This window comes from Pseudomonas sp. X10, from assembly GCF_054889225.1.
Genome location: NZ_CM142677.1, coordinates 3865052 through 3891249 on the forward strand (window position 1 = coordinate 3865052; position 26198 = coordinate 3891249).

26 protein-coding genes are annotated in these 26198 nt (G+C 63.3%); 20 read left to right on the plus strand and 6 right to left on the minus strand.

What is annotated here, in order from left to right:
- The first annotated feature begins 73 nt into the window (after positions 1-73).
- Entirely contained in the window at positions 74-604 is a 531-nt protein-coding gene (locus ACYU03_RS17465; protein ID WP_461885889.1) for an RNA polymerase factor sigma-70, read from the plus strand.
- Positions 605-785: 181 nt separating this feature from the next.
- Here ACYU03_RS17465 and ACYU03_RS17470 read toward each other — a convergent pair whose 3' ends face one another.
- A complete protein-coding gene (locus tag ACYU03_RS17470) occupies positions 786-1799 on the minus strand; it encodes a GNAT family N-acetyltransferase (RefSeq protein WP_461885890.1) in 1014 nt (337 codons plus the stop codon).
- 64 nt (positions 1800-1863) lie between these two features.
- The gene (locus tag ACYU03_RS17475) at positions 1864-2667 is read right to left on the minus strand and encodes a substrate-binding periplasmic protein (protein ID WP_461885891.1); all 804 of its coding nucleotides are present in this window, start codon (positions 2665-2667) and stop codon (positions 1864-1866) included.
- A 153-nt stretch (positions 2668-2820) separates the two neighbouring features.
- Between ACYU03_RS17475 and ACYU03_RS17480 the strand changes: the two genes are divergently transcribed.
- Together ACYU03_RS17480 and ppnP are read left to right on the plus strand one after the other, a co-directional pair.
- Complete coding sequence (locus ACYU03_RS17480; RefSeq protein ID WP_461885892.1) at positions 2821-3372, plus strand: 3'-5' exonuclease; 552 nt, start codon at positions 2821-2823, stop codon at positions 3370-3372.
- A 72-nt stretch (positions 3373-3444) separates the two neighbouring features.
- Positions 3445-3729 (plus strand): pyrimidine/purine nucleoside phosphorylase, encoded by a 285-nt coding sequence (gene ppnP / locus ACYU03_RS17485; protein ID WP_461885893.1) that lies wholly within the window; start codon positions 3445-3447, stop codon positions 3727-3729.
- Between the two features lie 108 nt (positions 3730-3837).
- Here the strand turns inward: ppnP and ACYU03_RS17490 are convergent, their stop codons facing one another.
- Entirely contained in the window at positions 3838-4530 is a 693-nt protein-coding gene (locus ACYU03_RS17490; protein WP_461885894.1) for an alpha/beta family hydrolase, read from the minus strand.
- A 49-nt stretch (positions 4531-4579) separates the two neighbouring features.
- Between ACYU03_RS17490 and ccoN (ACYU03_RS17495) the strand changes: the two genes are divergently transcribed.
- The 16 genes from ccoN (ACYU03_RS17495) to ACYU03_RS17570 all read left to right on the plus strand — a co-directional run bounded on the left by ccoN (ACYU03_RS17495) (position 4580) and on the right by ACYU03_RS17570 (position 20165).
- The gene (ccoN, locus tag ACYU03_RS17495; RefSeq protein ID WP_461885895.1) at positions 4580-6004 is read left to right on the plus strand and encodes a cytochrome-c oxidase, cbb3-type subunit I; all 1425 of its coding nucleotides are present in this window, start codon (positions 4580-4582) and stop codon (positions 6002-6004) included.
- A 14-nt stretch (positions 6005-6018) separates the two neighbouring features.
- A complete protein-coding gene (gene ccoO / locus ACYU03_RS17500) occupies positions 6019-6627 on the plus strand; it encodes a cytochrome-c oxidase, cbb3-type subunit II (protein WP_461885896.1) in 609 nt (202 codons plus the stop codon).
- Between the two features lie 5 nt (positions 6628-6632).
- Entirely contained in the window at positions 6633-6830 is a 198-nt protein-coding gene (locus tag ACYU03_RS17505; protein ID WP_461885897.1) for a cbb3-type cytochrome oxidase subunit 3, read from the plus strand.
- The gene (gene ccoP, locus ACYU03_RS17510) at positions 6827-7774 is read left to right on the plus strand and encodes a cytochrome-c oxidase, cbb3-type subunit III (protein ID WP_461885898.1); all 948 of its coding nucleotides are present in this window, start codon (positions 6827-6829) and stop codon (positions 7772-7774) included. The genes ACYU03_RS17505 and ccoP (ACYU03_RS17510) overlap by 4 nt, the downstream gene beginning before the upstream one ends.
- 476 nt (positions 7775-8250) lie before the next feature.
- Entirely contained in the window at positions 8251-9693 is a 1443-nt protein-coding gene (gene ccoN / locus ACYU03_RS17515; RefSeq protein ID WP_461885899.1) for a cytochrome-c oxidase, cbb3-type subunit I, read from the plus strand.
- Positions 9693-10301 carry a cytochrome-c oxidase, cbb3-type subunit II gene (gene ccoO / locus ACYU03_RS17520; protein ID WP_461885900.1) on the plus strand — a complete coding sequence of 203 codons (609 nt, stop codon included), beginning with the start codon at positions 9693-9695 and terminating at the stop codon, positions 10299-10301. Before ccoN (ACYU03_RS17515) ends, ccoO (ACYU03_RS17520) begins: the two co-directional genes overlap by 1 nt.
- A 5-nt stretch (positions 10302-10306) precedes the next feature.
- Positions 10307-10504, plus strand: a complete 198-nt coding sequence (locus ACYU03_RS17525) for a cbb3-type cytochrome oxidase subunit 3 (protein ID WP_461885901.1) — start codon at positions 10307-10309, stop codon at positions 10502-10504.
- Positions 10501-11469: a cytochrome-c oxidase, cbb3-type subunit III gene (gene ccoP, locus ACYU03_RS17530; RefSeq protein ID WP_461885902.1), complete on the plus strand. Its 969-nt coding sequence runs from the start codon at positions 10501-10503 to the stop codon at positions 11467-11469. Before ACYU03_RS17525 ends, ccoP (ACYU03_RS17530) begins: the two co-directional genes overlap by 4 nt.
- Before the next feature lie 313 nt (positions 11470-11782).
- Positions 11783-13198: a cytochrome c oxidase accessory protein CcoG gene (gene ccoG, locus ACYU03_RS17535; RefSeq protein ID WP_461885903.1), complete on the plus strand. Its 1416-nt coding sequence runs from the start codon at positions 11783-11785 to the stop codon at positions 13196-13198.
- Positions 13199-13209: 11 nt separating this feature from the next.
- A complete protein-coding gene (locus tag ACYU03_RS17540; protein WP_461885904.1) occupies positions 13210-13740 on the plus strand; it encodes a FixH family protein in 531 nt (176 codons plus the stop codon).
- Positions 13741-13826: 86 nt separating this feature from the next.
- Entirely contained in the window at positions 13827-16271 is a 2445-nt protein-coding gene (locus ACYU03_RS17545) for a heavy metal translocating P-type ATPase (protein WP_461885905.1), read from the plus strand.
- Between the two features lie 14 nt (positions 16272-16285).
- Positions 16286-16498 (plus strand): cbb3-type cytochrome oxidase assembly protein CcoS, encoded by a 213-nt coding sequence (gene ccoS / locus ACYU03_RS17550; protein WP_461885906.1) that lies wholly within the window; start codon positions 16286-16288, stop codon positions 16496-16498.
- A complete protein-coding gene (locus ACYU03_RS17555) occupies positions 16491-17174 on the plus strand; it encodes a sulfite exporter TauE/SafE family protein (RefSeq protein ID WP_461885907.1) in 684 nt (227 codons plus the stop codon). Before ccoS ends, ACYU03_RS17555 begins: the two co-directional genes overlap by 8 nt.
- A gap of 83 nt (positions 17175-17257) precedes the next feature.
- Positions 17258-18640 carry an oxygen-independent coproporphyrinogen III oxidase gene (gene hemN, locus ACYU03_RS17560; protein ID WP_461885908.1) on the plus strand — a complete coding sequence of 461 codons (1383 nt, stop codon included), beginning with the start codon at positions 17258-17260 and terminating at the stop codon, positions 18638-18640.
- A 186-nt stretch (positions 18641-18826) separates the two neighbouring features.
- Positions 18827-19561, plus strand: a complete 735-nt coding sequence (gene fnrA, locus ACYU03_RS17565) for a Crp/Fnr family transcriptional regulator FnrA (RefSeq protein ID WP_461885909.1) — start codon at positions 18827-18829, stop codon at positions 19559-19561.
- Positions 19562-19616: 55 nt separating this feature from the next.
- Positions 19617-20165 (plus strand): adenine phosphoribosyltransferase, encoded by a 549-nt coding sequence (locus ACYU03_RS17570; RefSeq protein ID WP_461885910.1) that lies wholly within the window; start codon positions 19617-19619, stop codon positions 20163-20165.
- A gap of 61 nt (positions 20166-20226) precedes the next feature.
- On the opposite strand, the gene recR is transcribed toward ACYU03_RS17570, so the two are convergent.
- From recR to dnaX, 3 genes are all read right to left on the minus strand, one after another.
- Entirely contained in the window at positions 20227-20829 is a 603-nt protein-coding gene (gene recR / locus ACYU03_RS17575; protein ID WP_461885911.1) for a recombination mediator RecR, read from the minus strand.
- Positions 20830-20928: 99 nt separating this feature from the next.
- Positions 20929-21255, minus strand: coding sequence for a YbaB/EbfC family nucleoid-associated protein (locus tag ACYU03_RS17580; protein ID WP_043212277.1), 327 nt, complete (start codon positions 21253-21255; stop codon positions 20929-20931).
- 78 nt (positions 21256-21333) lie between these two features.
- Positions 21334-23415, minus strand: coding sequence for a DNA polymerase III subunit gamma/tau (gene dnaX / locus ACYU03_RS17585; protein ID WP_461885912.1), 2082 nt, complete (start codon positions 23413-23415; stop codon positions 21334-21336).
- 470 nt (positions 23416-23885) lie between these two features.
- Here dnaX and ACYU03_RS17590 point away from each other — a divergent pair, with 470 nt between their 5' ends.
- Entirely contained in the window at positions 23886-26012 is a 2127-nt protein-coding gene (locus ACYU03_RS17590) for a TonB-dependent siderophore receptor (RefSeq protein ID WP_461885913.1), read from the plus strand.
- The last annotated feature ends 186 nt before the right edge of the window (positions 26013-26198 follow it).

A 26198-nucleotide genomic window follows, 5' to 3' on the forward strand; every position in this document is an offset into this window, starting at 1 on the left:
TAGTTTGTCGCACGTCGCTGGAAGCATCTCCCTATCGGTTGCTTCCTCCCCAACCAGAGACTAGGTGACTTCCATGGCGGAACAACTATCCACAAGTAAGTGCGATTCACCATTGCTCCAGGCGTTCGTCGACAACCGCAGCATCCTGGTCAAGATTGCCGCACGCATCACCGGCTGCCGCTCACGTGCCGAGGATGTGGTGCAGGACGCCTTTTTCCGACTCGGTTCCGCGCCTCAGATCACCTCCTCCTTCAAGGCCCAGCTCAGCTACCTGTTCCAGATCGTGCGCAACCTGGCCATCGACCACTACCGCAAGCAGGCCATGGAGCTGAAGTATTCCGGCAGCGAAGAGGAAGGCCTGAACGTGGTTCTCCAGAACGCCTCGCCCGAAGCCACCCACATCAACCTGGCGACCCTCGAACACATTGCCGAAGCGCTCAACGAACTGCCGCAACGCACCCGCTATGCCTTCGAAATGTACCGCCTGCACGGCGTGCCGCAGAAAGACATCGCCAAGGAACTGGGGGTATCGCCGACACTGGTCAACTTCATGATCCGCGACGCCATGGTGCACTGCCGCAAGGTCTCCGCCCGCAAGGCTTGAGCGGCCTGTGCCCGCTCAATCGCTGGCAAGGCGGACCAGCCCCACATGACTCAATTTCTGCAGAACACACTGCGCCTGTAGCGGCGGTTCAGCGCCCCGGCTTGCCCGCGAATGCGTCGATAGACTCACTGCCGTATTCGCGGGCAAGCCCGCTCCTACAGAGGCCCTGCGGTGCACACCGTCAGACGAGCGTGCAACGGTCGAAGAACCGCTCCCGCCCGAGGATCATCAGCGCCGCCCGCTTGTGCGGAAAATCGAACTCCTTCTCGCAGTGGAAGCACTGGTCCTGCATGTAACCGATCATCTTGCCGTTGTCCGCCCGAGGCTCGGCCACCACCCGCTGGGTGCGTGGGTCGTCGAGGAACAGGTAGTGCACCAGGGCTGACAGCCAACTGGCCACCTTGTGCGGACCTCGGTGCTTGTCTTCACCGACCAGCATGTGGATACCGCGATCATAGTCATCGGCCGGATAGAACGGCGCAATCCGGTCTTCCTTGGCCCAGTAGGCTTCGAAGTAGGCAAAAGGCTCGTCGTCGAAGCAGCCGATCAGGGTCAATGCGTGCGGGTCGGCTTCCAGCTTGTCCAGGTATTCCCGGTGCTGCTCCAGGCTGCCGCCCTCCTGCCAGAACTGCAGAACCCGTGGGTTGTTCTGCCAGCGGTTGAAACGCTCCAGGTCCTGGTCGATCTCCAAGGTGCGCAAGGAGACCCAGGCACCGAGCCGGGCATCGAAGCGCCGGTAGACCTCACCACGCGGCTTGGGTGGCCGGCGCGGATGGCGCTTGCCGTCGCTGATCCGCATCTGCTGCGGGTAGATGCCATCCGCCGACTGGCCAAGCCAGGGTTGCGGCAACTGCCAGAACAGGGTGCGTTCGCAGTGGTACTGGCCGGGCTTCTCGCCAGCCACCAGCAAACCACTGACCAGCGCCTCTCGTGGCGGTTGCGCCAGCTGCCAGGCCAGACGCTGGCAGGCAGGGTCACGGGCGAACAGCCAATAGCAGGCAGCCCACAAGGCTTGGTGCGGCCGCTCCGGGCTGCAGCTTTCCAGATGCACCTGCAGAACGTCGCCAGGGACCAGGCGCACCTGGATCAAGGGGCGCCCCTCGAGGGTCAGACTCAACTGGCGCTCGCGCTCATCGGCGCTGAGGCTGTGCCAACGCGGTAAGGACAGGGACGGCGAAGCAGCATCGAACGGCATGATCATGGCTCACGAAGATTGAATGATGGGCTCACTCTGGATGACGTGACCAAGCCTGGTGAATTTAGTCACCCTGTGGCGACTCGACCGTGATTTGGTAGGGCTGGAAGATACGCAACAGTTCGCCGTTGTCGTGCAGTCGTTGCAACAGTGCAGCGAAGGCTTCGCCACTGATGGGCGCACCTGGGCGCAGCAACGCGTAATGGTGGTAGACCTGATCGACCCGTTCCGAGGCCATCAACTGGCCGACGCTGGCCGGGTTGCGCACGAGAAAGTCCCTGAAGAAGGAACGCGTCACTAAAGCGATATCGGCACGACCACGCTGGACCATGAACAGGTTGCTGTCGTGGGAATAGGTCAAGGTTGCCTTGAAGGTATCGCTCAGATGGCGCGGGTCGGGATTGAAACCGGCGAAGGCGTAGTGGTAACCGTTGAACAGCGCCAGGCGCTTGCCTCGCAGGTCATCGAAATAACGCTGGTCACGTCCAGTCTGCAGGCGTGCCACGAAAATTTCCGCATCCTCCAAGCCCATGTCGACAGCCACGTGGGGAATCCGCTGCCAGCCCCAGGCTGGATTCTCGAAGATCGCCACATCGGTGCGTCCCTGCTGGAAATCGCCGAAACGCCGAGGAATCGATGTGGGTACCAGGACGAAACGGTACTGGTGCTGCATCTGGTTCAACGCCTGCACCAGTTGCGGCAGCAAGCCACTGTCGGCGCCCTGCTCCGGGCGCACAGCGTAAGGCGGGAAATGCGCTGCACCGATCTTGACCTCGACATCCTCGAACGCCCGGGCTGGAGCGGCCAGCCAAAGCGCAGCGAGCATGAACAGGGAAGACAAGGCCTTGAGGCTGGGCACAGGAGTCAAAGCAACACACTCATCGAGGGTTCGGACCAGAATGCGCTAAAGCTAGGCGTTTTCCCCCAGGGGCACAACTGTCGGATATGCCAAAGTGCCAGGATCTGTCGCCAACCGCCACCATTAGCTACGCTCTAGCAGGGATTTGCATGGGAGCCTTGTATGGGCCATTGGCTGGTGATCGACCTGGAGGCCACCACCGACGACGGTGGCTGGCCGGTCACGGAAATGGAAGTCATTGAAATCGGCGCAAGCCTGGTCACCCGCGACGGTCGCGAGGTCGACCATTTCCAGCGCTTCGTGCGCCCGCGGCGGCGCCCGCAACTGACGCCGTTCTGCCGTGAGCTGACGCATATCAGCCAGGCGAATGTCGACGCTGCTTCGTCCTTTCCTGAAGTCTGGGCCCAGTTCGAGCGTTGGCTGGGACACCACCAGGCGCATCTGCAGGCCTGGGTCAGTTGGGGGGACTACGACCGTCAACAGTTGCTCCTGGAATGGCAGCAACACCAAGTCCGCAGCCTGCTGGCCGACCTCCCCCATATCAACCTCAAGCAGCGCTTCGCCAAAACCCGCCAACTGCGGCGCCCGGCGGGGCTCAACGGGGCCTTGCAACTAGCCGGGCTGCAGTTTTCCGGGCAACAGCACCGCGCCCTCGAGGATGCGCGCAACACCGCGCGGCTGCTGCCCCTGAGCCTGCCGGCCAACGGTACCTGAAAGCGGATGACGGCACCCGATGCCTTGGGCATACTGGCCAGCCTTTTTCATCCGATTGTTCAGGAGTCGCCCATGTTTAAAGTCAACGAGTACTTTGATGGCACGGTCAAGTCGATCGCCTTCACCGGCGCGGAAGGTCCGGCGACCGTCGGCGTCATGGCCCCGGGCGAATACGAGTTCGGCACGGCCAAGCGCGAGATCATGCACGTGGTGTCCGGCGCCCTGACCGTCAAGCTGCCGGGCAGCGACAACTGGGAAACCTTCACTGCCGGCGACCAATTCAATGTGCCGGCCGACAGCAAGTTCCAGTTGAAGGTGGCGGTGGATACCGCTTACCTGTGCGAGTACCGCGACTAAGGTAGGCGACGCCACTGCCCCTGTAGGAGCCAGCGCTAGCTGGCGATGCAAGGCAAAGCCTTGCCATGCGCACCCTCTCCAGCCAACGCTGGCTCCTGCATCGTTCTGTCACCCCCGCAAGAACCCCGCCACCCGCTGCGCCGCCACCTGCAGATGCCCTTCGTGGGTAAATCCCGAGGCCTTCAACGGCTTGAGGTCATGGTCCCCTGCCTGCAACCAGCACAGCTCGATGGCCGGCGAGAGCACATACCCTTCCACGGCCTGGCGGTTGCCCAAGGCATCGCGTTCGCCTTGGACGATCAAGGTCCGCGTGCGCAGCCCGGCCAGGTGCTCGACCCGTGGTTTCTCAGGCTTGCCCACGGCATAGAACGGATAACCCAGGCACACCAGCGCATCGGCCTGGAGCTCATCGGCCAGCAAACTGGCCATGCGGCCGCCCATGGACTTGCCACCGATAGCGATGGTTCCAGCGACCAATAGTCGCACCTGCTGGTACACCTCACGCCAGGATTCGAGCAATACCTTCTGCGGATTGGGCGGCCGCTTGCCGCCATCCAAGCGCCGCTGCGCCATATAGGGGAACTCGAAACGCACCACGCCAACCCCTTGCCCCGCCAGCCTTTGCGCCATGTCGTCCATGAATGGACTGTCCATTGGCGCGCCCGCGCCATGGGCCAGGATCAGGCACCCCGGATACACGCCATCCCCCTGATTTTGCGGGGCATTGCAGCGCCAGCCAGGGGTCTGCGCCAGCCGCGCCCATTGATCCCCGTCAATACCGGCCAATTGCCCATTACTCATGCTTGCCTCGCTGTTTAGTCTGCCTATAACCGTGGATGGGAACCCATACATGAACACAACCAGCAGTACCGCCTATAACTACAAGGTGGTCCGCCAATTCGCCATTATGACGGTGGTGTGGGGAATCGTCGGGATGGGGCTCGGCGTTTTCATCGCCGCACAGCTCGTCTGGCCTTCCCTGAACTTCGACCTGCCCTGGACCAGCTTCGGCCGCCTGCGCCCGCTGCACACCAACGCAGTGATCTTCGCCTTCGGTGGTTGCGCGTTGTTCGCCACCTCCTACTATTCGGTGCAGCGCACCTGCCAGACCACCCTGTTCTCGCCACGCTTGGCCGCGTTCACCTTCTGGGGCTGGCAACTGGTGATCCTGCTGGCAGCGATCAGCCTGCCATTGGGCTACACCAGCTCCAAGGAGTACGCCGAGCTGGAATGGCCGATCGACATCCTGATCACTATCGTCTGGGTCGCCTATGCCGTGGTGTTCTTCGGCACCCTCATGAAGCGCACCACCAAGCACATCTACGTGGGCAACTGGTTCTTCGGCGCGTTCATCCTCACGGTGGCGATGCTGCATATCATCAACAACCTGGAGCTGCCGGTCAGCCTGACCAAGTCCTACTCCCTGTATGCCGGCGCCACTGACGCCATGGTGCAGTGGTGGTACGGCCACAACGCGGTAGGGTTCTTCCTCACCGCAGGCTTCCTCGGCATGATGTACTACTACGTGCCCAAGCAGGCCGAGCGCCCGGTCTACTCCTATCGCCTGTCGATCGTCCACTTCTGGGCGTTGATCACCCTGTACATCTGGGCCGGCCCCCACCACCTGCACTACACCGCTCTGCCCGACTGGGCCCAGTCGCTGGGCATGGTGATGTCGCTGATCCTCCTGGCGCCAAGCTGGGGCGGTATGATCAACGGCATGATGACCCTCTCCGGCGCCTGGCACAAACTGCGTAGCGACCCGATCCTGCGCTTCCTCGTGGTGTCACTGGCCTTCTACGGCATGTCGACCTTCGAAGGACCGATGATGGCGATCAAGACCGTCAACGCCCTGTCGCACTACACCGACTGGACCATTGGCCACGTCCATGCCGGCGCCCTCGGCTGGGTGGCGATGATTTCCATCGGTGCGCTGTACCACACCATCCCGAAAGTTTTCGGCCGCGAGCAGATGTACAGCATCGGCCTGATCAACGCGCACTTCTGGCTGGCGACCATCGGCACCGTGCTGTACATCGCCTCGATGTGGGTCAACGGCATCGCCCAAGGCCTGATGTGGCGTGCGGTCAACAGCGACGGCACCCTGACCTACTCCTTCGTCGAAACCCTGGTGGCCAGCCACCCAGGCTTCATCGTGCGCTTCGTCGGCGGGGCGATCTTCCTCACCGGCATGCTGCTGATGGCCTGGAACACCTGGCGCACCGTGCGCGCCCCGGCCACCGCCAGCGCACCTGCGACTGCCCAGTTGGCCTGAGGAGATAAAGCCTGATGAAACACGAAGTCATCGAGAAAAACGTCGGCTTGCTCGCCCTGCTGATGGTGTTCGCCGTGAGCATCGGCGGCCTGACCCAGATCGTCCCGCTGTTCTTCCAGGACGTCACCAACAAGCCGGTCGAAGGCATGAAACCCTACACCGCCCTGCAACTGGAAGGCCGCGACATCTACATCCGCGAAGGCTGCGTCGGCTGCCACTCGCAGATGATCCGTCCGTTCCGCGCCGAGACCGAGCGCTATGGCCACTACTCGGTAGCGGGTGAAAGCGTCTGGGACCACCCGTTCCTGTGGGGCTCCAAGCGCACCGGTCCGGACCTGGCCCGCGTCGGCGGCCGCTACTCGGACGACTGGCACCGCGCTCACCTGTACAACCCGCGCAACGTCGTGCCGGAGTCGAAGATGCCGGCCTACCCCTGGCTGGTGGCGCAACAGGTGGACAACGCCCACACCGACACCAAGATGCGCACCCTGCGCACCCTCGGCGTGCCGTACACCGACGAGGACATCGCCGGTGCCCGCGACGCGGTCAAGGGCAAGACCGAGATGGACGCCCTGGTCGCCTACCTGCAGGTGCTGGGCACCGCGATCAAGAACAAGAGGTAAGCGCGATGGATTTCTCACTGGACATCGGCCTGATCCGTGGCCTGGGAACCCTGGTGGTGGTGATCGCCTTCATTGGCCTGAGCCTGTGGGTGTTCAACCGTCGCCGCGACCGTGATTTCGCCGAAGCGCGCCTGCTGCCCTTCGTCGATGACCGCCTGCCCCCTGCCGGGCAGGAACCTGCCTTGAGGAGTACCCGGCAATGACCACCTTCTGGAGTACGTACATCAGCGTACTGACCATCGGCAGCCTGATCGGCCTGACCTGGCTGTTGCTCAGCACCCGCAAGGGCGAGAGCAAAAGCACCACCGACCAGACCATGGGCCACAGCTTCGACGGCATCGAGGAGTACGACAATCCGCTGCCCAAGTGGTGGTTCTGGCTGTTCGTCGGCACTCTGGTGTTCGCGGTGGGCTACCTGGTCCTCTACCCCGGCCTGGGTAACTGGAAAGGCATCCTGCCCGGCTACGAGAACGGCTGGACCGGAGCCAACGAGTGGCAAAAGGAAATGGACAAGGCTGATGCCAAGTTCGGCCCGATCTTCGCCAAGTACGCCGCCATGCCGGTGGAGGAAGTCGCCAAGGACCCGCAAGCGCTGAAGATGGGCAGCCGCCTGTTCGCCTCCAACTGCTCGGTGTGCCATGGTTCCGACGCCAAAGGCGCCTATGGTTTCCCCAACCTCACCGACAACGACTGGCGCTGGGGCGGCGAGCCGGAAACCATCAAGGCTTCGATCATGAACGGCCGTCACGGCGTGATGCCAGCCTGGGCCGAGGTCATCGGTGAACAGGGGGTGGCCGATGTCTCCGCCTTCGTCCTGGCCAACCTCGATGGTCGCAGCCTGCCCGAAGGCATCAAGGCCGACGTTGCTAACGGCCAGAAGATCTTCGCCGCCAACTGCGTCGCCTGCCACGGCCCTGAGGGCAAGGGCACCCCAGCCATGGGCGCACCGGACCTGACCCACCCGCAGGCGTTCATCTACGGCTCGAGCTTCGCCCAACTGCAGCAGACCATCCGTTACGGCCGCCAAGGCCAGATGCCGGCCCAGCAGGATATCCAGGGCAACGACAAAGTCCACCTGCTGGCGGCCTATGTCTACAGCCTGTCCCAGGATGCACCGGCCGAAGGGCAGACCCTGTCTGCACAGTAACAATGTTCACTGACTGAGCCTTGCCCCCAGCCGCCGCGCCTGACATCGGCGCGGCGGCCTCTCCTCTCTTGCGACTTAGTGTCGCACCGCTCCAGTTCGCTGCCTTGCAGCCCCTCCGATCAGAACTAAGCTTGTTGCCACAGTAGCCGCTCCCGCAGAGCGGCTGACTGGTGCGGCGTCCTGGCAATTCCGCGCAAAGACTGTGGACATCGGCGCTTGCCCCTGCCGGCCTGACCAACCGGAACAATTGGCGCAAGAAAAAGCTTGACCGATCGGACAGAAAAAGGCGAAAAATGGTACACATTACAAATGTTTATTTGTGTACAATCGTTCAGCCCATAAGCCGAGAAACGGCGGCTGACAGGGCCTGGACACGGGTCGGCGCGAGGGCCATCGCGTTGCAATAACCACACTGTTTATAGATACTTGCGCCGATTTTTTAACCAACAAAAATACCCAAACCGTGGAACCTTAGAATGAGCACAGCAATCAGTCCGACTGCTTATAACTATAAGGTCGTCCGCCAGTTCGCCATCATGACGGTGGTCTGGGGGATCCTTGGCATGGGGCTTGGTGTCTACATCGCCTCGCAACTGGTATGGCCCCAGCTCAACCTGGACCTGCCCTGGACGAGTTTCGGACGCCTGCGCCCGCTGCACACCAACCTGGTGATCTTCGCCTTCGGTGGCTGTGCACTCTTCGCCACTTCCTACTACGTCGTGCAGCGCACCTGCCAGACGCGACTGATCTCCGACAGCCTCGCGGCCTTCACCTTCTGGGGTTGGCAAGCGGTGATCGTCGGTGCGCTCATCACCTTGCCGATGGGCTACACCACGACCAAGGAATACGCGGAGCTGGAATGGCCGATTGCCATTTTGCTGGCCATTGTCTGGGTTACCTACGGCTTGGTGTTCTTCGGCACCATCGTCAAACGCAAGACCAAGCACATCTACGTGGGTAACTGGTTCTACGGTGCCTTCATCGTGGTCACTGCGATGCTGCACATCGTCAACCACATGTCGCTACCGGTCAGTTGGTTCAAGTCCTACTCGGCCTACTCCGGCGCCACCGACGCGATGATCCAGTGGTGGTACGGCCACAATGCCGTGGGCTTCTTCCTCACCACCGGCTTCCTCGGCATGATGTACTACTTCGTGCCCAAGCAAGCCGAGCGGCCGATCTACTCCTATCGCCTGTCGATCGTCCACTTCTGGGCGCTGATCACCCTGTACATCTGGGCCGGCCCCCACCACCTGCACTACACCGCCCTGCCCGACTGGGCCCAGTCGCTGGGCATGGTGATGTCGATCATCCTCCTGGCACCGAGCTGGGGCGGCATGATCAACGGCATGATGACCCTCTCCGGGGCATGGCACAAACTGCGCACCGACCCCATCCTGCGCTTCCTCGTGGTGTCGCTGGCCTTCTACGGCATGTCGACCTTCGAAGGGCCGATGATGGCGATCAAGACCGTCAACTCCCTGTCGCACTACACCGACTGGACCATCGGCCACGTCCACGCCGGCGCCTTGGGCTGGGTGGCGATGATCTCCATCGGCTCGCTCTACCACCTGATTCCCAAGGTTTACGGCCGCGAGCAGATGCACAGCGTCGGCCTGATCAACGCGCACTTCTGGCTGGCGACCATCGGCACCGTGCTGTACATCGCCTCGATGTGGGTCAACGGCATCACCCAGGGCCTGATGTGGCGCGCGATCAACGACGACGGCACCCTCACCTACTCCTTCGTCGAAGCCCTGCAGGCCAGCCACCCGGGCTACATCGTCCGTGCCCTGGGCGGCGCGTTCTTCGCCTCCGGCATGCTGCTGATGGCCTACAACGTCTACCGCACCGTGCGCGCCTCGAAGCCGGCGGAAGCTGAAGCCGCCGCCAAGATCGTCGTCGTGGGAGCTCACTGATGAAGCATGAAGTAGTCGAGAAGAATATCGGCCTGCTGGCCTTCTTCATGGTCATCGCCGTGAGCATCGGCGGCCTGACCCAGATCGTCCCGCTGTTCTTCCAGGACGTCACCAACAAGCCAGTCGAAGGCATGAAGCCGCGCACCGCGATGGAGCTCGAAGGCCGCGACATCTACATCCGCGAAGGCTGCGTCGGCTGCCACTCGCAGATGATCCGTCCGTTCCGCGCCGAGACCGAGCGCTATGGCCACTACTCGGTAGCTGGCGAAAGCGTCTGGGACCATCCGTTCCTGTGGGGCTCCAAGCGCACCGGCCCGGACCTGGCCCGCGTCGGCGGCCGTTACTCCGATGACTGGCACCGCGCCCACCTGTACAACCCGCGCAACGTCGTTCCTGAGTCGAAGATGCCGTCTTACCCCTGGCTGGTGGAGAACAAGCTCGACGGCAAGGACACCGCGAAGAAGATGGAGGTCCTGCGCACCCTGGGCGTGCCGTACACCGACGAAGACATCGCCGGTGCCGCCGACGCGGTCAAGGGCAAGACCGAAATGGACGCCCTGGTGGCCTATCTGCAAGGCCTGGGCACCCTCATCAAGAGCAAACGGTGACATTGATGGATATCGGGATGATTCGCGGCCTGGGCACCGTCGTGGTGATGGTGGCCTTTATAGGCCTGGCGTTGTGGGTGTTCAGTTCTCGGCGCAAGAAAGAGTTCGACGAGGCGACCTTGCTGCCCTTCGCGGATGATCCCGAAGCCATCAAGCACGTCGAGCAAGCGCAAGCGAGAGCTTCTAGGAGTAACAACGAATGACTACCTTCTGGAGTCTGTACGTCACCGTCCTGACCCTGGGCACCATCTTTGCCCTGACCTGGCTGCTGCTGTCGACCCGCAAGGGCCAGCGCAGCGAAGCCACCGACGAAACCGTAGGACATGCCTTCGACGGCATCGAGGAGTACGACAACCCGCTGCCGAAATGGTGGTTCTGGCTGTTCGTCGGCACCATTATCTTCGCCCTTGGCTACCTGGTGCTGTACCCGGGCCTGGGCAACTGGAAGGGCATCCTGCCGGGCTACCAGGAGCCGACCGAGTTCGCCAACGGCCAGGCCGGCTGGACCGGCGTGCACGAGTGGGAAAAGGAAATGGCCAAGGCCGACGCACGCTTCGGGCCGATCTTCGCCAAGTTCGCTGCCATGCCCATCGAAGACGTCGCGAAGGACCCACAAGCCCTGAAGATGGGCGCACGCCTGTTCGCCTCCAACTGCTCGGTGTGCCACGGCTCCGACGCTCGGGGCGCCTACGGCTTCCCCAACCTGACCGACAACGACTGGCGCTGGGGCGGCGAGCCGGAAACCATCAAGGCTTCGATCATGAACGGCCGCCATGGCGTGATGCCGGCCTGGGCCGAGGTCATCGGTGAACAGGGCGTGGCCGATGTCGCCGCCTTCGTCCTGACCAACCTCGATGGCCGCAGCCTGCCAGAAGGCATCAAGGCCGACGCCGCCAACGGCCAGAAGATCTTCGCCGCCAACTGCGTCGCCTGCCACGGCCCTGAAGGCAAGGGCACCCCGGCCATGGGCGCGCCGGACCTGACCCACCCGCAAGCGTTCATCTACGGTTCGAGTTTCGCCCAACTGCAGCAGACCATCCGTTACGGCCGCCAGGGCCAGATGCCGGCCCAGGCGGAGCTGCAAGGCAACGACAAGGTCCACCTGCTGGCAGCCTACGTCTACAGCCTGTCGCACCAGGACCAGCAAGAAACGGCCCAGACCGAGTAGGCATGCTTCTGTAAGAGCGGGCTTGCCCGCGATGCGTCCGCAGGTGCGACATCGACACCCGGTTGACGCTATCGCGGGCAAGCCCGGACATCGCACCAGCGCTCCTGCACATGGCTAAACGACATATGCATGACCTGGATCAATTGACAGCCGCCACTACACGATTCACCCATAAAACCCAACGCGACTAAAGGTCGCAGCACGACCCGATGGCGCCAGCACAGGCGTATCATGGCCCCGAAGCGATAGTAGCTTCCGACTGCGGCCGGCACGCACTGGCCGCGGCACTTCTCCACTGCCGTGGGACTCGATGATGAGCAAGCAAATTCCGGTACATGACGTCACCCCGCCTGCCAGCAAGGGGAAAGACAGCGTCGACCTCTATGCCTCCCGGGAAAAGATCTACACCCGCGCCTTCACCGGCCTGTTCCGCAGGCTGCGTATCGTCGGTGGCGCCGTACTGTTCCTGCTGTATTTCGGCACGGTGTGGCTGAACTGGGGAGATCACCAGGCGGTCTGGTGGAACCTGCCCGAGCGCAAGTTCTACATCTTCGGCGCCACCATCTGGCCGCAGGACTTCATCCTCCTGTCCGGGCTGCTGATCGTCGCAGCGTTCGGCCTGTTCTTCATCACCGTGTTCGCCGGACGCGTCTGGTGCGGCTACACCTGCCCGCAGAGCGTCTGGACCTGGATCTTCATGTGGTGCGAGAAGGTCACCGAGGGCGATCGCAACCAGCGCATGAAGCTGGACAAAGCGCCGCTGAGCGCCAACAAGTTCCTGCGCAAGGCGGCCAAGCACAGCCTCTGGCTGCTGATCGGCTTCGTCACTGGCATGACCTTCGTCGGCTACTTCTCGCCGATCCGCGAACTGGTGCTCGAATTCTTCACAGGCCAGGCCGACGGCTGGGCCTATTTCTGGGTCGGTTTCTTCACCCTGGCCACCTATGGCAACGCCGGCTGGCTGCGCGAGCAGGTGTGCGTGTACATGTGCCCCTATGCCCGCTTCCAGAGCGTGATGTTCGACAAGGACACCCTGATCGTTTCCTACGATCCACGCCGAGGCGAAACCCGCGGCCCACGCAAGAAGGACATGGACTACAAGGCCAAAGGTCTGGGCGACTGCATCGACTGCACGATGTGCGTGCAGGTCTGCCCCACCGGCATCGACATCCGCGACGGTCTGCAGATCGAGTGCATCGGCTGCGCCGCCTGCATCGACGCTTGCGACAGCATCATGGACAAGATGAACTACCCCAAGGGCTTGATCAGCTACACCACCGAACACAACCTTTCGGGCCAGAAGACCCACATGCTGCGCCCACGGCTGATCGGCTATGCCATGGTGTTGCTGGTGATGGTCGGTCTGCTCGCCACGGCTTTCGCCACCCGCTCGCTGGTCGGCTTCGACGTCAGCAAGGACAGAGTGCTGTACCGCGAGAACGCCCAGGGTTGGATCGAGAACGTCTACAGCCTCAAAGTCATGAACAAGGACCAGCACGACCACGTCTATGTGCTCGATGCAGCCGGCCTGCCGGGCCTGAAGCTCGAAGGCAACCGCGAGATCCGTGTCGCCGCGGGTGATATCGTCAGCCTGCCAGTGCAGCTGTCGGTGGCGCCGGAGCGCCTACCCTCGACTACCAACGAAATCACCTTCATCCTCAAGGACGCCGATGACAGCGGCACCCAGGTTGAAGCCAAGAGCCGCTTCATCGGCCCGCAAATCCGTTAAGAGAACCCGCCATGCCTTCTGCTACTGCCACCAGCCCCTGGTACAAGCACCTCTGGCCTTGGATCATCATTGGCATCCTGACCACTTCGGTGTGCCTGAGCCTGACCATGGTCAGCATCGCCGTGCGCAACCCGGACAACCTGGTCAACGACAACTACTACGAGGCCGGCAAAGGCATCAACCGCTCCCTGGACCGCGAACTGCTGGCCCAGACCCTCAACCTCAAGGCCAGCGTGCACCTGGACGAACTGACTGGCGAAGTCGACCTGCGCCTGACCGGCAACAGCCAACCGCAGACCCTAGAGTTGAACCTGATCTCGCCGACCCAGCCAGACAAGGACCGCAAGATCACCCTGACCCGCAGCGAGCCCGGCCGCTACATCGGCCAGCTCGACGACCGCGTCGAAGGCCGGCGCTTCGTCGAACTGCTGGGCAGCCAGGATGAGCATGTCTGGCGGCTGTTCGAGGAAGAGAAGGTCGAGCACGGGGTTACCCTGCAGCTGGGCGACGAGGCCTTGCAAGGGGCCGAGCACCTGGAATGACCTAGCGCACACCTGTAGGAGCGGCGGTTCGGCGCTCCTACAAAGGCTGCGGCAAACCAGAAGATTGGTGTAAGGCGCAATCCCCCATGACCAACCCCATCCCCTGCTACCACTGCGCCCTGCCCGTCCCTGGCGGCACCCACTTCACCGCCGTGGTCCTGGGCGAACAGCGCTTATTCTGCTGCCCTGGCTGCCAGGCGGTGGCGCAGGCCATCGTCGCGGGCAACCTGGAGAGCTACTACCAGCATCGCAGCGAAGCCAGCGCCAACCCGGAGGCCCTGCCAAGGCAACTGCAGGACGAACTGGCCCTCTATGACCGTGAAGACGTCCAGCAACCCTTCGTCCGCCATGACGGCGACCTGGCCGAAACCACCCTGCTGGTCGAAGGCATCAGTTGCGCTGCCTGTGGCTGGTTGATCGAAAAACACCTGCGCAACCTGCCAGGCGTGGCTGAAGCACGACTGAACCTGTCGAACCATCGCCTGCTGGTGAATTGGGCAGACAGCCAACTCTCCCTTTCGCGCCTGCTGGCGGAGTTGCGCCAGATTGGCTACGCCGCCCACCCCTACCAGGCCGACCAGGCCACCGAGCAACTGGCCCGGGAAAACCGCACCGCCCTGCGCCGCCTCGGCGTGGCCGGCCTGCTGTGGTTCCAGGCGATGATGGCGACCATGGCCACCTGGCCGGAATTCAACATCGACCTGAGCCCTGAGCTACACACTATCCTGCGCTGGGTCGCGCTGTTCCTCACCACGCCAATCGTGTTCTACAGTTGCGCGCCGTTCTTCAAGGGCGCGGCCCGTGACCTGCGTACCCGCCACCTGACCATGGACGTCTCGGTATCACTGGCCATCAGCCTGGCCTACAGCGCCGGGATCTGGACAGCCATCACCGGCAGCGGCGAGTTGTACTTCGACACGGTGGGCATGTTCGCCCTGTTCCTGCTCACCGGCCGATACCTGGAGCGCCGCGCCCGCGAACGCACCGCCGCGGCCACGGCGCAATTGGTCAACCTGCTGCCGGCCTCCTGCCTGCGCCTCGGGGCTGACGGCCAGAGCCAGCGCATCCTGCTCGGCGAACTGCGCCATGGCGACCGGGTGCTGGTGCAGCCGGGCGGAGTGATTCCCGCCGACGGGCGCATCGTCGAGGGCCGTTCGAGCATCGACGAGTCATTGCTCACCGGTGAATACCTGCCTCAGGCACGACACCATGGCGACGCAGTCACCGCCGGCACCCTGAACGTGGAAAGCGCCCTGACCATCGAGGTCCAGGCCCTGGGCCAGGACACCCGTCTCTCGGCCATCGTCCGCTTGCTCGAGCGGGCCCAGTCAGAGAAGCCGCGCCTGGCGGAAATCGCCGACCGCGCCTCGCAATGGTTCCTGCTCTTCACCCTGGTCGCCGCCGCGAGCATCGGCCTGCTCTGGTGGCAACTGGATTCGACGAGAGCCTTCTGGATCGTCCTGGCGATGCTGGTCGCCACCTGCCCTTGCGCCCTATCCCTGGCCACCCCGACCGCGCTCACCGCTGCCACTGGCACCCTGCACAAGCTCGGCCTACTGCTGACCCGCGGCCATGTACTGGAGGGCCTGAACCAGATCGATACGGTGATCTTCGACAAGACCGGCACCCTGACCGAGGGCCGCCTGGCCCTGCGCAGCATCCGCCCCTTGGCCAGCCTGAACATGGACCAGTGCCTGGAACTGGCGGCCGCCCTCGAGAACCGCTCGGAGCACCCCATCGCCCGGGCCTTTGGCCGCGCCAGCACCGCCGCTGAGGACGTTCATTCGGTAGCCGGGCTGGGCCTGGAGGGCCAGGTTGGCGAGCGGCGCCTGCGCATCGGCCAGGCCGCCTTCGTCTGCGCCCTGAGCGGTGCTCCAGTCCCAGCTTCACCCGCGCACAGCGGCCAATGGCTGCTGCTGGGCGACCGTCAGGGCCCGCTGGCATGGTTCGTCCTCGACGACCGCCTGCGCAGCGATGCCGCCCAATTGCTGGACGCCTGCAAGGCACGTGGTTGGCGCACCCTGCTGCTGTCCGGCGACAGCTCGCCGATGGTCCGGGAAGTGGCTACACAGTTGCAGATCGACGAAGCCGTCGGCGGCCTGCGTCCGGACGACAAGCTGGCACGGCTCAAGACCTTGCAGGAGCATGGGCACAAGGTGCTGATGCTGGGAGACGGGGTCAATGACGTGCCAGTGCTGGCCGCGGCCGACATCAGCATCGCCATGGGCTCTGCCACTGACCTGGCCAAGACCAGCGCCGATGCCGTGCTGCTGTCCAACCGCCTGCAGGCGCTGGTACAGGCCTTTGCCCTGGCCCGCCGCACCCGCCGGATCATCGTCGAGAACCTGCTCTGGGCAACCCTGTATAATGGCCTCATGTTGCCGTTCGCCGCCCTTGGCTGGATCACGCCGGTATGGGCGGCCATCGGCATGTCGGTCAGTTCGCTGATCGTGGTTCTCAATGCCCTGCGCCTGACCCGGTTGCCGGGCCCCAAGGCCACCGCCGACGCCCCGCAACCCGCCACGGCCTGAGCAGGAGCCCTAGCATGCCCGCCCTCTATGTCATGATTCCGGCAGCCCTGCTGATCGTCGGCGTCGCCGTGTACATCTTCTTCTGGGCAGTGGACAGCGGCCAGTACGACGACCTCGAAGGGCCGGCCCACAGCATCCTGTTCGATGACCAGGACCCCAAGCATCAGGCCGCCGTGCCCAAGACCGAGCACAAGCCTGGCGATGAGGGCCCCGCCCCTCGTGATTGAATTGTTCCCCCTGCTCGGTTCGGCACTGGTCCTCGGCCTGCTCGGAGGCGGCCACTGCCTGGGTATGTGCGGCGGGCTGATGGGCGCCCTGACCCTGGCCATCCCGCCCGAACAACGCAGCCGGCGCTTGCGCCTGCTGCTGGCCTACAACCTTGGGCGCATCCTCAGCTATGCCAGCGCCGGGCTGCTCCTCGGCCTGGCTGGCTGGGCCCTGGCCAACAGCCCAGCAGCGCTGGCCATGCGCGTACTGGCAGGATTGCTGCTGATCAGCATGGGCCTGTATCTGGCCGGATGGTGGAGCGGGCTCACACGTATCGAAGGACTTGGACGCGGCCTATGGAAACACATCCAACCTGTGGCTACGCGCCTGTTGCCGGTGTCCAGCCTGCCCCGTGCCCTGCTGCTCGGCGCGCTCTGGGGCTGGCTGCCCTGCGGCCTGGTCTACAGTACCCTGCTATGGGCCGCCAGCCAGGGCAACGCCATCGACAGCGCGGCCTTGATGCTGGCGTTCGGTCTCGGCACCTGGCCGGTGCTGCTGGCCACCGGCCTTGCCGCCGAACGGATAAACACTCTGTTACGCCAACGCAGCGTGCGGATAGCCGGCGGCCTGCTGGTGATGCTGTTCGGCCTGTGGACCTTGCCTGGCCCGCACCAGCACTGGCTGATGGGCCACTGAAGCGCCGTTGATACAAATCAACACCAATTCCTACAGCCAAACCTAGACTCCGGACACTGCTGCTTCTTCCGGGGACTGCCCACATGTTCGACGCCCTACGCTGGGATACCGACCTGATTCGCCGCTACGACCTGGCCGGGCCACGCTACACCTCCTACCCAACCGCCGTGCAGTTGCACAGCGAAGTAGGCTCCTTCGACCTGCTCCATGCCCTGCGCGAGAGCCGCCGCGCCGTGCGCCCACTGTCGCTGTACGTACACGTGCCGTTCTGCGCCAACATCTGCTACTACTGCGCCTGCAACAAGGTCATCACCAAGGACCGCGGCCGCGCCCTACCCTACCTGCAGCGCCTGGAGCAGGAAATCCAGCTGATCGCCTGCCACTTGGACCCGAAGCAGGCCGTCGAGCAATTGCATTTCGGCGGCGGCACCCCGACGTTCCTCAGCCATGTGGAGTTGCGCCGGCTGATGGCCCATCTACGCCAGCATTTCAACCTGCTGGATGACGATACCGGCGACTACGGCATCGAGATCGACCCGCGCGAAGCCGACTGGTCGACCATGGGCCTGCTTCGCGAACTGGGCTTCAACCGCGTCAGCCTGGGCCTGCAGGACCTTGACCCGCTGGTGCAGCGCGCCGTCAACCGCCTGCAGAGCCTGGAGCAAACCCGCACCCTGATCGAAGCCGCGCGTACCCTGCAGTTCCGCTCGGTCAACCTGGACCTGATCTATGGCCTGCCCCGGCAGACCCCGGAAGGCTTCGCCCGCACTGTCGACGAGGTGATCAAGCTGCAACCGGACCGCCTCTCGGTGTTCAACTACGCGCACCTGCCCGAGCGCTTCATGCCGCAGCGACGCATCGACAGCAACGAACTACCTGCCCCAACGGTCAAGCTGGAGATGCTGCATAACACCATCGAACAACTGACCGCCGCCGGCTACCGCTACATCGGCATGGACCATTTCGCCCTGCCCGACGACGAACTGGCCATCGCCCAGGAAGAAGGCACCCTGCAGCGCAACTTCCAGGGCTACACCACCCACGGGCATTGCGACCTGATCGGCCTCGGCGTCTCGGCGATCAGCCAGATCGGCGACCTCTACTGCCAGAACAGCAGCGACCTGAACACCTACCAGGACACCCTGTCCAGCGCACAATTGGCCACCCAGCGCGGTCTGCTATGCAACCAGGACGATCGTTTGCGGCGGGCGATCATCCAGCAGTTGATCTGCCATTTCGAGCTGGATTTCGAGCGCATCGAACAGACCTATACCATCGACTTCCAGGGCTACTTCAAGGCGCTATGGCCGCAATTGCAGGCCATGCACAAGGACGGCCTGATCAGCCTGGATACCCAAGGCATCAAGGTACTGCCCGCCGGTCGCCTGCTGGTGCGCTCGGTCTGCATGCTGTTCGATGCCTACCTGGCATCGCACAGCCACCAGCGTTTTTCACGGGTGATCTAAGGTTGGTGAGGCGATCGAGCGCATGGACATGTTTCCTTGCAAAGCACACTATGGACAAGGAACCGAACCGGCGCCCATCCGCCGGAACCGGGCCAGCCCGCTACACGACAGCGCGTGCTGGCCTACACCCTGTGTCGTGAGTTACCCTTACGACTTATGTGTGCTTTCCCACAAGGATCGAAAGAAATGTCCGAGCCAGTCAAACTGCGCCCCCACAGCCAGGCCCATTGCAAGGATTGCAGCCTGGCGCCCCTGTGCCTGCCCTTGTCCCTCAACCTCGAGGACATGGATGCACTGGATGAAATCGTCAAGCGCGGCCGCCCACTGAAGAAGGGTGAGTTCCTGTTCCGCCAGGGTGACAATTTTGGCTCGGTCTATGCGGTGCGTTCCGGCGCCCTGAAAACATTCAGCCTGAGCGACAGCGGCGAGGAACAGATCACCGGCTTCCACCTACCCAGCGAATTGGTCGGGCTCTCGGGCATGGACACCGATACCTACCCGGTATCGGCACAGGCACAGGAAACCACCTCGGTCTGCGAGATCCCCTTCGAACGTCTGGATGAACTGTCGGTGCAACTGCCGCAGTTGCGCCGCCAACTGATGCGGGTGATGAGCCGGGAGATCCGCGATGACCAGCAGATGATGCTGCTGCTGTCGAAGAAGACCGCCGACGAGCGCATCGCCACCTTCCTGGTCAACCTCTCGGCGCGCTTCCGCGCCCGTGGCTACTCGGCCAACCAGTTCCGCCTGAGCATGTCGCGCAACGAGATCGGCAACTACCTGGGCCTGGCGGTAGAAACCGTGTCGCGGGTGTTCACCCGCTTCCAGCAGAACGGCCTGATCAGTGCCGAGGGCAAGGAAGTGCACATCCTCGACCCGATCCAGTTGTGCGCGCTGGCCGGTGGCTCGCTGGAAGCCTGAGGCCGACTCATACAGGGTATACTGACGAGCGTTCGTTTTTCAGGATACCCGCCCCATGCACAGCGACACCTTCGACCTCAAAGCCCTGATCCGCCCGGTACCGGACTTCCCCAAGCCGGGCGTGATCTTCCGCGACATCACCCCGCTGTTCCAGTCGCCCCGGGGCCTGCGCTATGTCGCCGACCAGTTCATCGAGCGCTATGTCGAAGCTGAATTCAGCCACATTGGCGCCATGGACGCGCGCGGTTTCCTGATCGGCTCGATCATCGCCCACCAACTGAACAAGCCGCTGATTCTGTTCCGTAAGCAGGGCAAGCTGCCGGCCGACGTGCTCGCCGAACCCTACCAGACCGAATATGGCGAAGCCTTCCTGGAAGTGCATGCCGACAGCCTGTGCGAAGGTGACTCGGTACTGATCTTCGATGACCTGATCGCCACCGGCGGCACCCTGCTGGCCGCCACCAATCTGGTCCGCCGCACCGGTGCCCAGGTGTTCGAAGCCGCCGCGATCATCGACCTGCCGGAACTGGAAGGCTCCCGCCGCCTGCAAGCTGCCGGTGTACCGACCTTCTGCCTGACCGAGTTCTCGCTGGCCGAGTACTGATCATCACGCAGCCTTCGTAGGAGCGGCGCTCCGGCTTGCCCGCTCCTGCAAACTCGCCCTGTCAGAGCGAAATCGGTTTGCGCCCTGCAAAGGAGTGCGCCAGGGTCCCGCCATCCACCAGTTCCAGCTCGCCCCCCAGTGGCACGCCATGGGCAATGCGCGAAGCGGTCAGGCCCTTGTCGGCCAGCAGTTGGGCGATATAGTGCGCGGTTGCCTCCCCTTCCACAGTCGGGTTGGTGGCCAGGATCACTTCCGTGAAGGTGCCCTGCTCCTCGATGCGCGCCATCAACTGAGGAATGCCGATGGCCTCCGGGCCCAGGCCATCCAACGGCGACAGGTGGCCCTTGAGCACGAAGTAACGCCCGCGATACCCCGTCTGCTCCACCGCATACACATCCATCGGCCCCTCCACCACGCACAGCAAGGTATCGTCGCGGCGAGGGTCAGCGCATTGCGGGCACAACTCCTGTTCGGTCAGGGTGCGGCACTGCCGGCAGTGGCCGACGCCTTCCATGGCTTGGCTCAGGGCCTGTGCCAGGCGCGTGCCGCCACTGCGATCACGCTCCAGCAGCTGCAAGGCCATGCGCTGGGCGGTTTTCTGACCCACGCCGGGCAAAGTGCGCAGGGCGTCGATCAGTTGGCGGATCAGGGGACTGAAGCTCATGGTTGTAGGCCTGCCAGTTCTTCGGATGGGAGATAAAACAACAATGGGAGCAACGGCCGTGCAGCCGTTGCTCCCATGCGGGGTGACGCCTGGCCTGCGTTAGAACGGCATCTTGAAGCCCGGCGGCAGTTGCATGCCGGCGGTCATGCTGCCCATCTTCTCCTGGCTGTTCTGCTCGACCTTGCGCACGGCGTCGTTGACGGCAGCGGCAATCAGGTCTTCCAGCACTTCCTTGTCTTCCTGCATCAGGCTGTCATCGATGCTGATGCGCTTGACGTCATGGCGACCGGTCATCACCACGCTGACCAGGCCGGCGCCGGATTGGCCGGTCACTTCGGCGTTGGCCAGTTCTTCCTGCATCTTGGCCATCTTTTCCTGCATCTGCTGGGCCTGCTTCATCAGGCCGGCCATGCCACCTTTCATCATGGGGAACACCTCGATTGAGTTACGTGATTACGGTCGGCGACCGCCGACCGCACGGTTTATCCGGTATGGTCTATCCAGTTACTGGCCCTGACTGACCAAGACCTCTACTGGTTCAATACTATCCTGCCGCACCGTCGCGCCAAACTGGCGAATCATCTGCTGGATGAGTGGGTCGCCCTCGATCGCCACCTCGGCCTCGCGCTGGCGCTCAGCACGCTTGCGTGCGGCGGCCTGGGCCGGCGTTTCCTGCTCGGGGCGGATCAGTTCGATCGACAACTTCACCGGACGCCCCAGGTGCTGGTTCAGCGCGTCGTTCAGGCGCCGTTGCTGCGTCGCGTTGAACAGCGCGCCTTGGGCCGGGTCCAGGTGCAACAGCCAGTCGTCACCTTCGACGGCGATCAGGGTACAGTTGGCGGCGATATTGCCGGTCATGCCCGAGATCGGCAACTGTGGGAACAATTCCAACCATTGCAAGGCCAGGCCAGTGGCCGGCTGCGCGGCTGGCAGGGGCTCCGGCGCGCTGACCGGCTCAGGCTCGTGGATGTGCTCGGCCAGTTCGTCGAGGTAGCTGAAACCGACCGGGTCGACTTCGGGGGCGTAGTAGTCCTCGTCCAGTGGCGGTTCGTCGTCCCGGTCCATGCCAGCAGGGCTGTAGGCGCTAGCGTCGAATGGTGGCTCGTCATCTGCCACCTGACTGGCGATCGGCTCTACGGCCGGCGCAGGCTCAGGCTCGGCAGGCGCTGACTCAGCCACCGGGGAAACGGGAGTGGATGGCTCAACCGGGTCGTTCCACGGCAGGTCCACTTCCTCCTCGACCTGCTCGGATTGCGGCTCGGGCTCAGGATTGGGTTCACTGGCCGCGACCGCTTGCGGCGCAGAAGGCGCGGCGGCTTCGACCACAGGCTCAGGCTCGGGCGCTGGAGACGGCGCCTCCACCGGTGCAACCGCCTCGACGGGCGCTGGCGCAACAACGGTGGCAACAACGGGCGCCACGGCTGCCACCGGACTTGCAGAATCAGCTGTGGCCTGGCTGATCCCCACCGGCTTTAGGACCGGCTTCGGCGCATCGTCGGTGTCGGCCGGCCGGAACGCCAGCATGCGCAACAGGACCATCTCGAACCCGCCTCGCGGGTCCGGCGCCAGTGGCAGGTCGCGACGGCCGATCAGGCCCATCTGGTAATAGAACTGCACATCTTCGGCTGGCAGGGCCGACGCCAGGGCCAACACCCGGTCACGGTCGCCCTGGCCATTGTCCACCGCCTCCGGCAGCGCCTGAGCGATGGCCACGCGGTGCAGGACATTGAGCATCTCGGCCAGCACCCCATTCCAGTCCGGCCCTTGCTCGGCCAGGTTGCGCACCGCTTCGAGCAGGGCGCGGGCATCGCCGTCGAGCAGCGCCTGCAGAACCCCATAGACCTGGCCATGGTCGAGCGTGCCGAGCATGGCCCGCACATCGGCGGCCAAGACCTTGCCTTCACCGAAAGCAATGGCCTGGTCGGTCAGGCTCATGGCATCGCGCATGGAGCCATCGGCGGCGCGCCCGAGCAGCCACAAGGCATCCTGCTCGAACGGCACGTTCTCGGCACTGAGCACATGGCTCAGGTGCTCGACCACTCGCTCCGGGCTCATGTTCTTCAGGGAGAACTGCAGGCAGCGCGACAGGATGGTTGCCGGCAGCTTCTGCGGGTCGGTGGTGGCAAGGATGAACTTGACGTAGGGCGGCGGCTCTTCCAGCGTCTTGAGCAAGGCGTTGAACGAGTGGCTGGAGAGCATGTGCACTTCGTCGATCAGGTAGACCTTGAAGCGCCCGCGGCTCGGCGCGTACTGCACGTTGTCGAGCAGCTCGCGGGTGTCCTCGACCTTGGTGCGGCTGGCGGCGTCGATCTCGATCAGGTCGACGAAGCGCCCCTCATCGATCTCCCGGCATACCGAACAGGTGCCGCAGGGTGTGGAGGTGATGCCGGTTTCGCAGTTCAGGCACTTGGCAATTATCCGCGCGATGGTCGTCTTGCCCACGCCGCGGGTCCCGGTGAACAGGTAGGCATGGTGCAGGCGCTGGTTGTCCAGCGCGTTGATCAAGGCCTTGAGCACATGGGCCTGGCCGACCATTTCGCGGAACGAGCGCGGACGCCATTTACGTGCAAGAACCTGATAACTCATGGAAAACCATCGCAGCCGAATAAGCAGAAGACCGCTAATGCTAGCGGAGCGGGGGCAAAATTGCACCCTGCCGATCACGCCCACGCCATGGAACGGGCCAGCGGATTCTCTGCCATCAGGGAGGATGTAGCTTGCTCATCCTGCTGCTGTGGGGCAGCCATGGCCTGCTGAGCCAACCAGTGTTGCACGTCTCGGTTACCGAGAAGTGCAGCATGCCGCAGGAACACATTGAGCCCAGCCTGGCGTAAGGGCATACAACAGCAAGACATTATTTGAGAACCTCCATTCGATAGAAACACTGATGCTAATGATAAAGATTTTTATTTACATATTTTTCACAATTCCATAGCCTTTCCACCAGCGCCATAGATCCGGCGCGTCACCCGCCTAAAAGGACGTTCCCATCACTGAATCCGACTCCGCCTCCGGGCGTGGGTCCTCTAGAGTTGTGCCCGAGGATTTCTACAAGAATGAACCGCTTCTCCTTGCGCCCCCTGGCCCTGCTGGTCTCCCTCGCCGCTGCCGGCCCCCAGGCCTTTGCCGACGACGTCATCCAACTCGGCGCCAGCCAGGTCACCGCGAACGCCGACACCCTCGCCGGCCAGGCCACCACCGAAGGCACCCGCTCCTACACCACCGGCTCGATGAACACCGCGACCAAGCTGCCACTGTCGATCCGCGAAACGCCCCAGTCGGTCAGTGTCATCACCCGTCAACGTATCGAAGACCAGGGCATGAACGACCTCAATGACGTGGTCAAGAATGCGCCGGGCGTGACCCTGAAGAAATTCGGCTCGGACCGCCAGCAGTTCCTGGCGCGCGGCTTCCAGATCGACAACATCATGTACGATGGCCTGCCGACCAGCATCAGCACCTATACCCAGGACGTGGTGTCCTCGGCCGACCTGGCCATCTACGACCGCGTCGAAGTAGTGCGTGGCGCCACGGGCCTGATGACCGGTGCCGGCAGTCCTTCGGCTACCCTGAATCTTGTGCGCAAGCGGCCGACCGCCACCCCTCAGGTCAGCATCACCACCAGCGCCGGCAGTTGGGACCGCTACCGCACCGAGTTCGACGCCTCGAACAAACTCAACGAATCCGGCAGCGTGCGGGGCCGCGTGGTAGCCGCCTACCAGGACCAGAACAGCTTCACCGATCAGCGCGACAACCAGCGCCAGACCTTCTACGGCATCCTCGAAACCGACCTGAGCGACGCCACCACCTGGACCATCGGTGCCTCCAAGCAGCGCGACGACAACACCTCCGACTGGGGCGGCCTGCCCAGCGGCGTCAACGGCGAGAACCTCCACCTGCCGCGCTCGACCTTCCTCAGCAGCGACTGGGCCTACTGGGACAAGGACAACATCAGCCTATTCACCGACCTGACCCATCGTTTCGACAACGGCTGGACCGGCAAGCTTGCCGCGCAAAAGACCTGGGCCAAGGCCTGGACCTTCTCCAGCTACCCCTCATACGATGGCACCAACATCACTGAGTACTCCGGCAAGTACGACGACACCGACGACCAGACCAATGTCGACGCGTCGCTGTCCGGTCCATTCCAGCTGATGGGGCGCGAACACGAACTGGTAGTCGGCACCAGTTGGCGCCGTGACGTCTTCGATCAGTGGGGTGGCTGGTCCAACGACGGCGCCGTCATCACCGACCCACGCCATTACGGCCACAACGCGCCCAAACCAGAGATCGACATGAGCCTCTGGCAGTACCGCAACACCGCGACCGAAAAAGCGGTTTACGCGGCGGCGCGTTTCAACCCGATCGATCCGCTGCATGTCATCGTCGGCAGCCGTGTCATGTGGTACGACTTCGACAACCGTGCCGCTGACGGCGACTACAAGGTCAACCGCAAGGTCACCCCTTACGCGGGAGTGGTCTACGACCTCAACGACACCTACTCGGTCTATGGCAGCTACACCCAGATCTTCAAGCCACAAGCCGGCCAGACCGTCACCCGCAGCTCGCTGGAACCGATGACCGGCGAGAATTACGAGATCGGCCTGAAAGGTGAATACTTCGATGGCGCGCTCAATGGCTCGGTGGCGCTCTTCGACATGACCCAACAAAAGCGTGCTTATGCCCTCCCCGACCGCTGCTTCGGCAACCAGACCTGCTACGACACCGCCGGCGAAGTGCGTAGCCGTGGTATCGACACCGAACTGAGCGGCGCACTGACGCCTGATTGGCAGTTCTCAGCGTCCTACACCTTTGTCTACAGCACCTTCCAGAAGGACCCCAAGAACGAAGGCAAGCTGTTCGCCCCCGAGCAGCCCAAGCACCTGTTCAAGGCAGCCACCAGCTATACCCTGCCGGGCGACCTCAACCAGTGGCGCGTAGGTGCTGATCTGTATGCCCAGAGCGCCACCTTCAAGCATGTAGGCGCCGGCACCTCCGACCAAGCAGGCTATGCCCTGGTCGGGCTGATGGCCGGATATCGTTTCAACGAAAATTGGGATGGCCGCGTCAACCTCAACAACCTGTTCGACAAGAAGTACTGGCAAGGCATTCCGAGCAGCGGTGGCGGCGGCGTCTATGGCGACCCACGTAACGTGATGTTCAGCCTGAAGTGGACGCTGTGATACCTGGCGCTTGCCACTGAGACCCAAAATGACCAACGCCAGCCTTCGTGCTGGTGTTGGTCATTTCAGAGAATCAGCGCCACACACAAGTCCATGGCCTGTCCAGCCCTCCCTGCATGCAGAAATGCTCCACAGCGGGGCTGACCAAGTCAGACAAGCGAAAAATGCAGCACAGGCGGCAGTGCG

Excerpts from the sequence above, each read along its gene's own strand:
- ACYU03_RS17465 (WP_461885889.1), top strand. The coding sequence starts at position 74 with ATGGCGGAACAACTATCCACAAGTAAGTGCGATTCACCATTGCTCCAG.
- ACYU03_RS17470 (WP_461885890.1), bottom strand. The coding sequence starts at position 1,799 with ATGCCGTTCGATGCTGCTTCGCCGTCCCTGTCCTTACCGCGTTGGCAC.
- ACYU03_RS17480 (WP_461885892.1), top strand. The coding sequence starts at position 2,821 with ATGGGCCATTGGCTGGTGATCGACCTGGAGGCCACCACCGACGACGGT.
- ppnP (WP_461885893.1), top strand. The coding sequence starts at position 3,445 with ATGTTTAAAGTCAACGAGTACTTTGATGGCACGGTCAAGTCGATCGCC.
- ACYU03_RS17490 (WP_461885894.1), bottom strand. The coding sequence starts at position 4,530 with ATGAGTAATGGGCAATTGGCCGGTATTGACGGGGATCAATGGGCGCGG.
- ccoN (WP_461885895.1), top strand. The coding sequence starts at position 4,580 with ATGAACACAACCAGCAGTACCGCCTATAACTACAAGGTGGTCCGCCAA.
- ccoO (WP_461885896.1), top strand. The coding sequence starts at position 6,019 with ATGAAACACGAAGTCATCGAGAAAAACGTCGGCTTGCTCGCCCTGCTG.
- ACYU03_RS17505 (WP_461885897.1), top strand. The coding sequence starts at position 6,633 with ATGGATTTCTCACTGGACATCGGCCTGATCCGTGGCCTGGGAACCCTG.
- ccoP (WP_461885898.1), top strand. The coding sequence starts at position 6,827 with ATGACCACCTTCTGGAGTACGTACATCAGCGTACTGACCATCGGCAGC.
- ccoN (WP_461885899.1), top strand. The coding sequence starts at position 8,251 with ATGAGCACAGCAATCAGTCCGACTGCTTATAACTATAAGGTCGTCCGC.
- ccoO (WP_461885900.1), top strand. The coding sequence starts at position 9,693 with ATGAAGCATGAAGTAGTCGAGAAGAATATCGGCCTGCTGGCCTTCTTC.
- ACYU03_RS17525 (WP_461885901.1), top strand. The coding sequence starts at position 10,307 with ATGGATATCGGGATGATTCGCGGCCTGGGCACCGTCGTGGTGATGGTG.
- ccoP (WP_461885902.1), top strand. The coding sequence starts at position 10,501 with ATGACTACCTTCTGGAGTCTGTACGTCACCGTCCTGACCCTGGGCACC.
- ccoG (WP_461885903.1), top strand. The coding sequence starts at position 11,783 with ATGAGCAAGCAAATTCCGGTACATGACGTCACCCCGCCTGCCAGCAAG.
- ACYU03_RS17540 (WP_461885904.1), top strand. The coding sequence starts at position 13,210 with ATGCCTTCTGCTACTGCCACCAGCCCCTGGTACAAGCACCTCTGGCCT.
- ACYU03_RS17545 (WP_461885905.1), top strand. The coding sequence starts at position 13,827 with ATGACCAACCCCATCCCCTGCTACCACTGCGCCCTGCCCGTCCCTGGC.
- ccoS (WP_461885906.1), top strand. The coding sequence starts at position 16,286 with ATGCCCGCCCTCTATGTCATGATTCCGGCAGCCCTGCTGATCGTCGGC.
- hemN (WP_461885908.1), top strand. The coding sequence starts at position 17,258 with ATGTTCGACGCCCTACGCTGGGATACCGACCTGATTCGCCGCTACGAC.
- fnrA (WP_461885909.1), top strand. The coding sequence starts at position 18,827 with ATGTCCGAGCCAGTCAAACTGCGCCCCCACAGCCAGGCCCATTGCAAG.
- ACYU03_RS17570 (WP_461885910.1), top strand. The coding sequence starts at position 19,617 with ATGCACAGCGACACCTTCGACCTCAAAGCCCTGATCCGCCCGGTACCG.
- recR (WP_461885911.1), bottom strand. The coding sequence starts at position 20,829 with ATGAGCTTCAGTCCCCTGATCCGCCAACTGATCGACGCCCTGCGCACT.
- ACYU03_RS17580 (WP_043212277.1), bottom strand. The coding sequence starts at position 21,255 with ATGATGAAAGGTGGCATGGCCGGCCTGATGAAGCAGGCCCAGCAGATG.
- dnaX (WP_461885912.1), bottom strand. The coding sequence starts at position 23,415 with ATGAGTTATCAGGTTCTTGCACGTAAATGGCGTCCGCGCTCGTTCCGC.
- ACYU03_RS17590 (WP_461885913.1), top strand. The coding sequence starts at position 23,886 with ATGAACCGCTTCTCCTTGCGCCCCCTGGCCCTGCTGGTCTCCCTCGCC.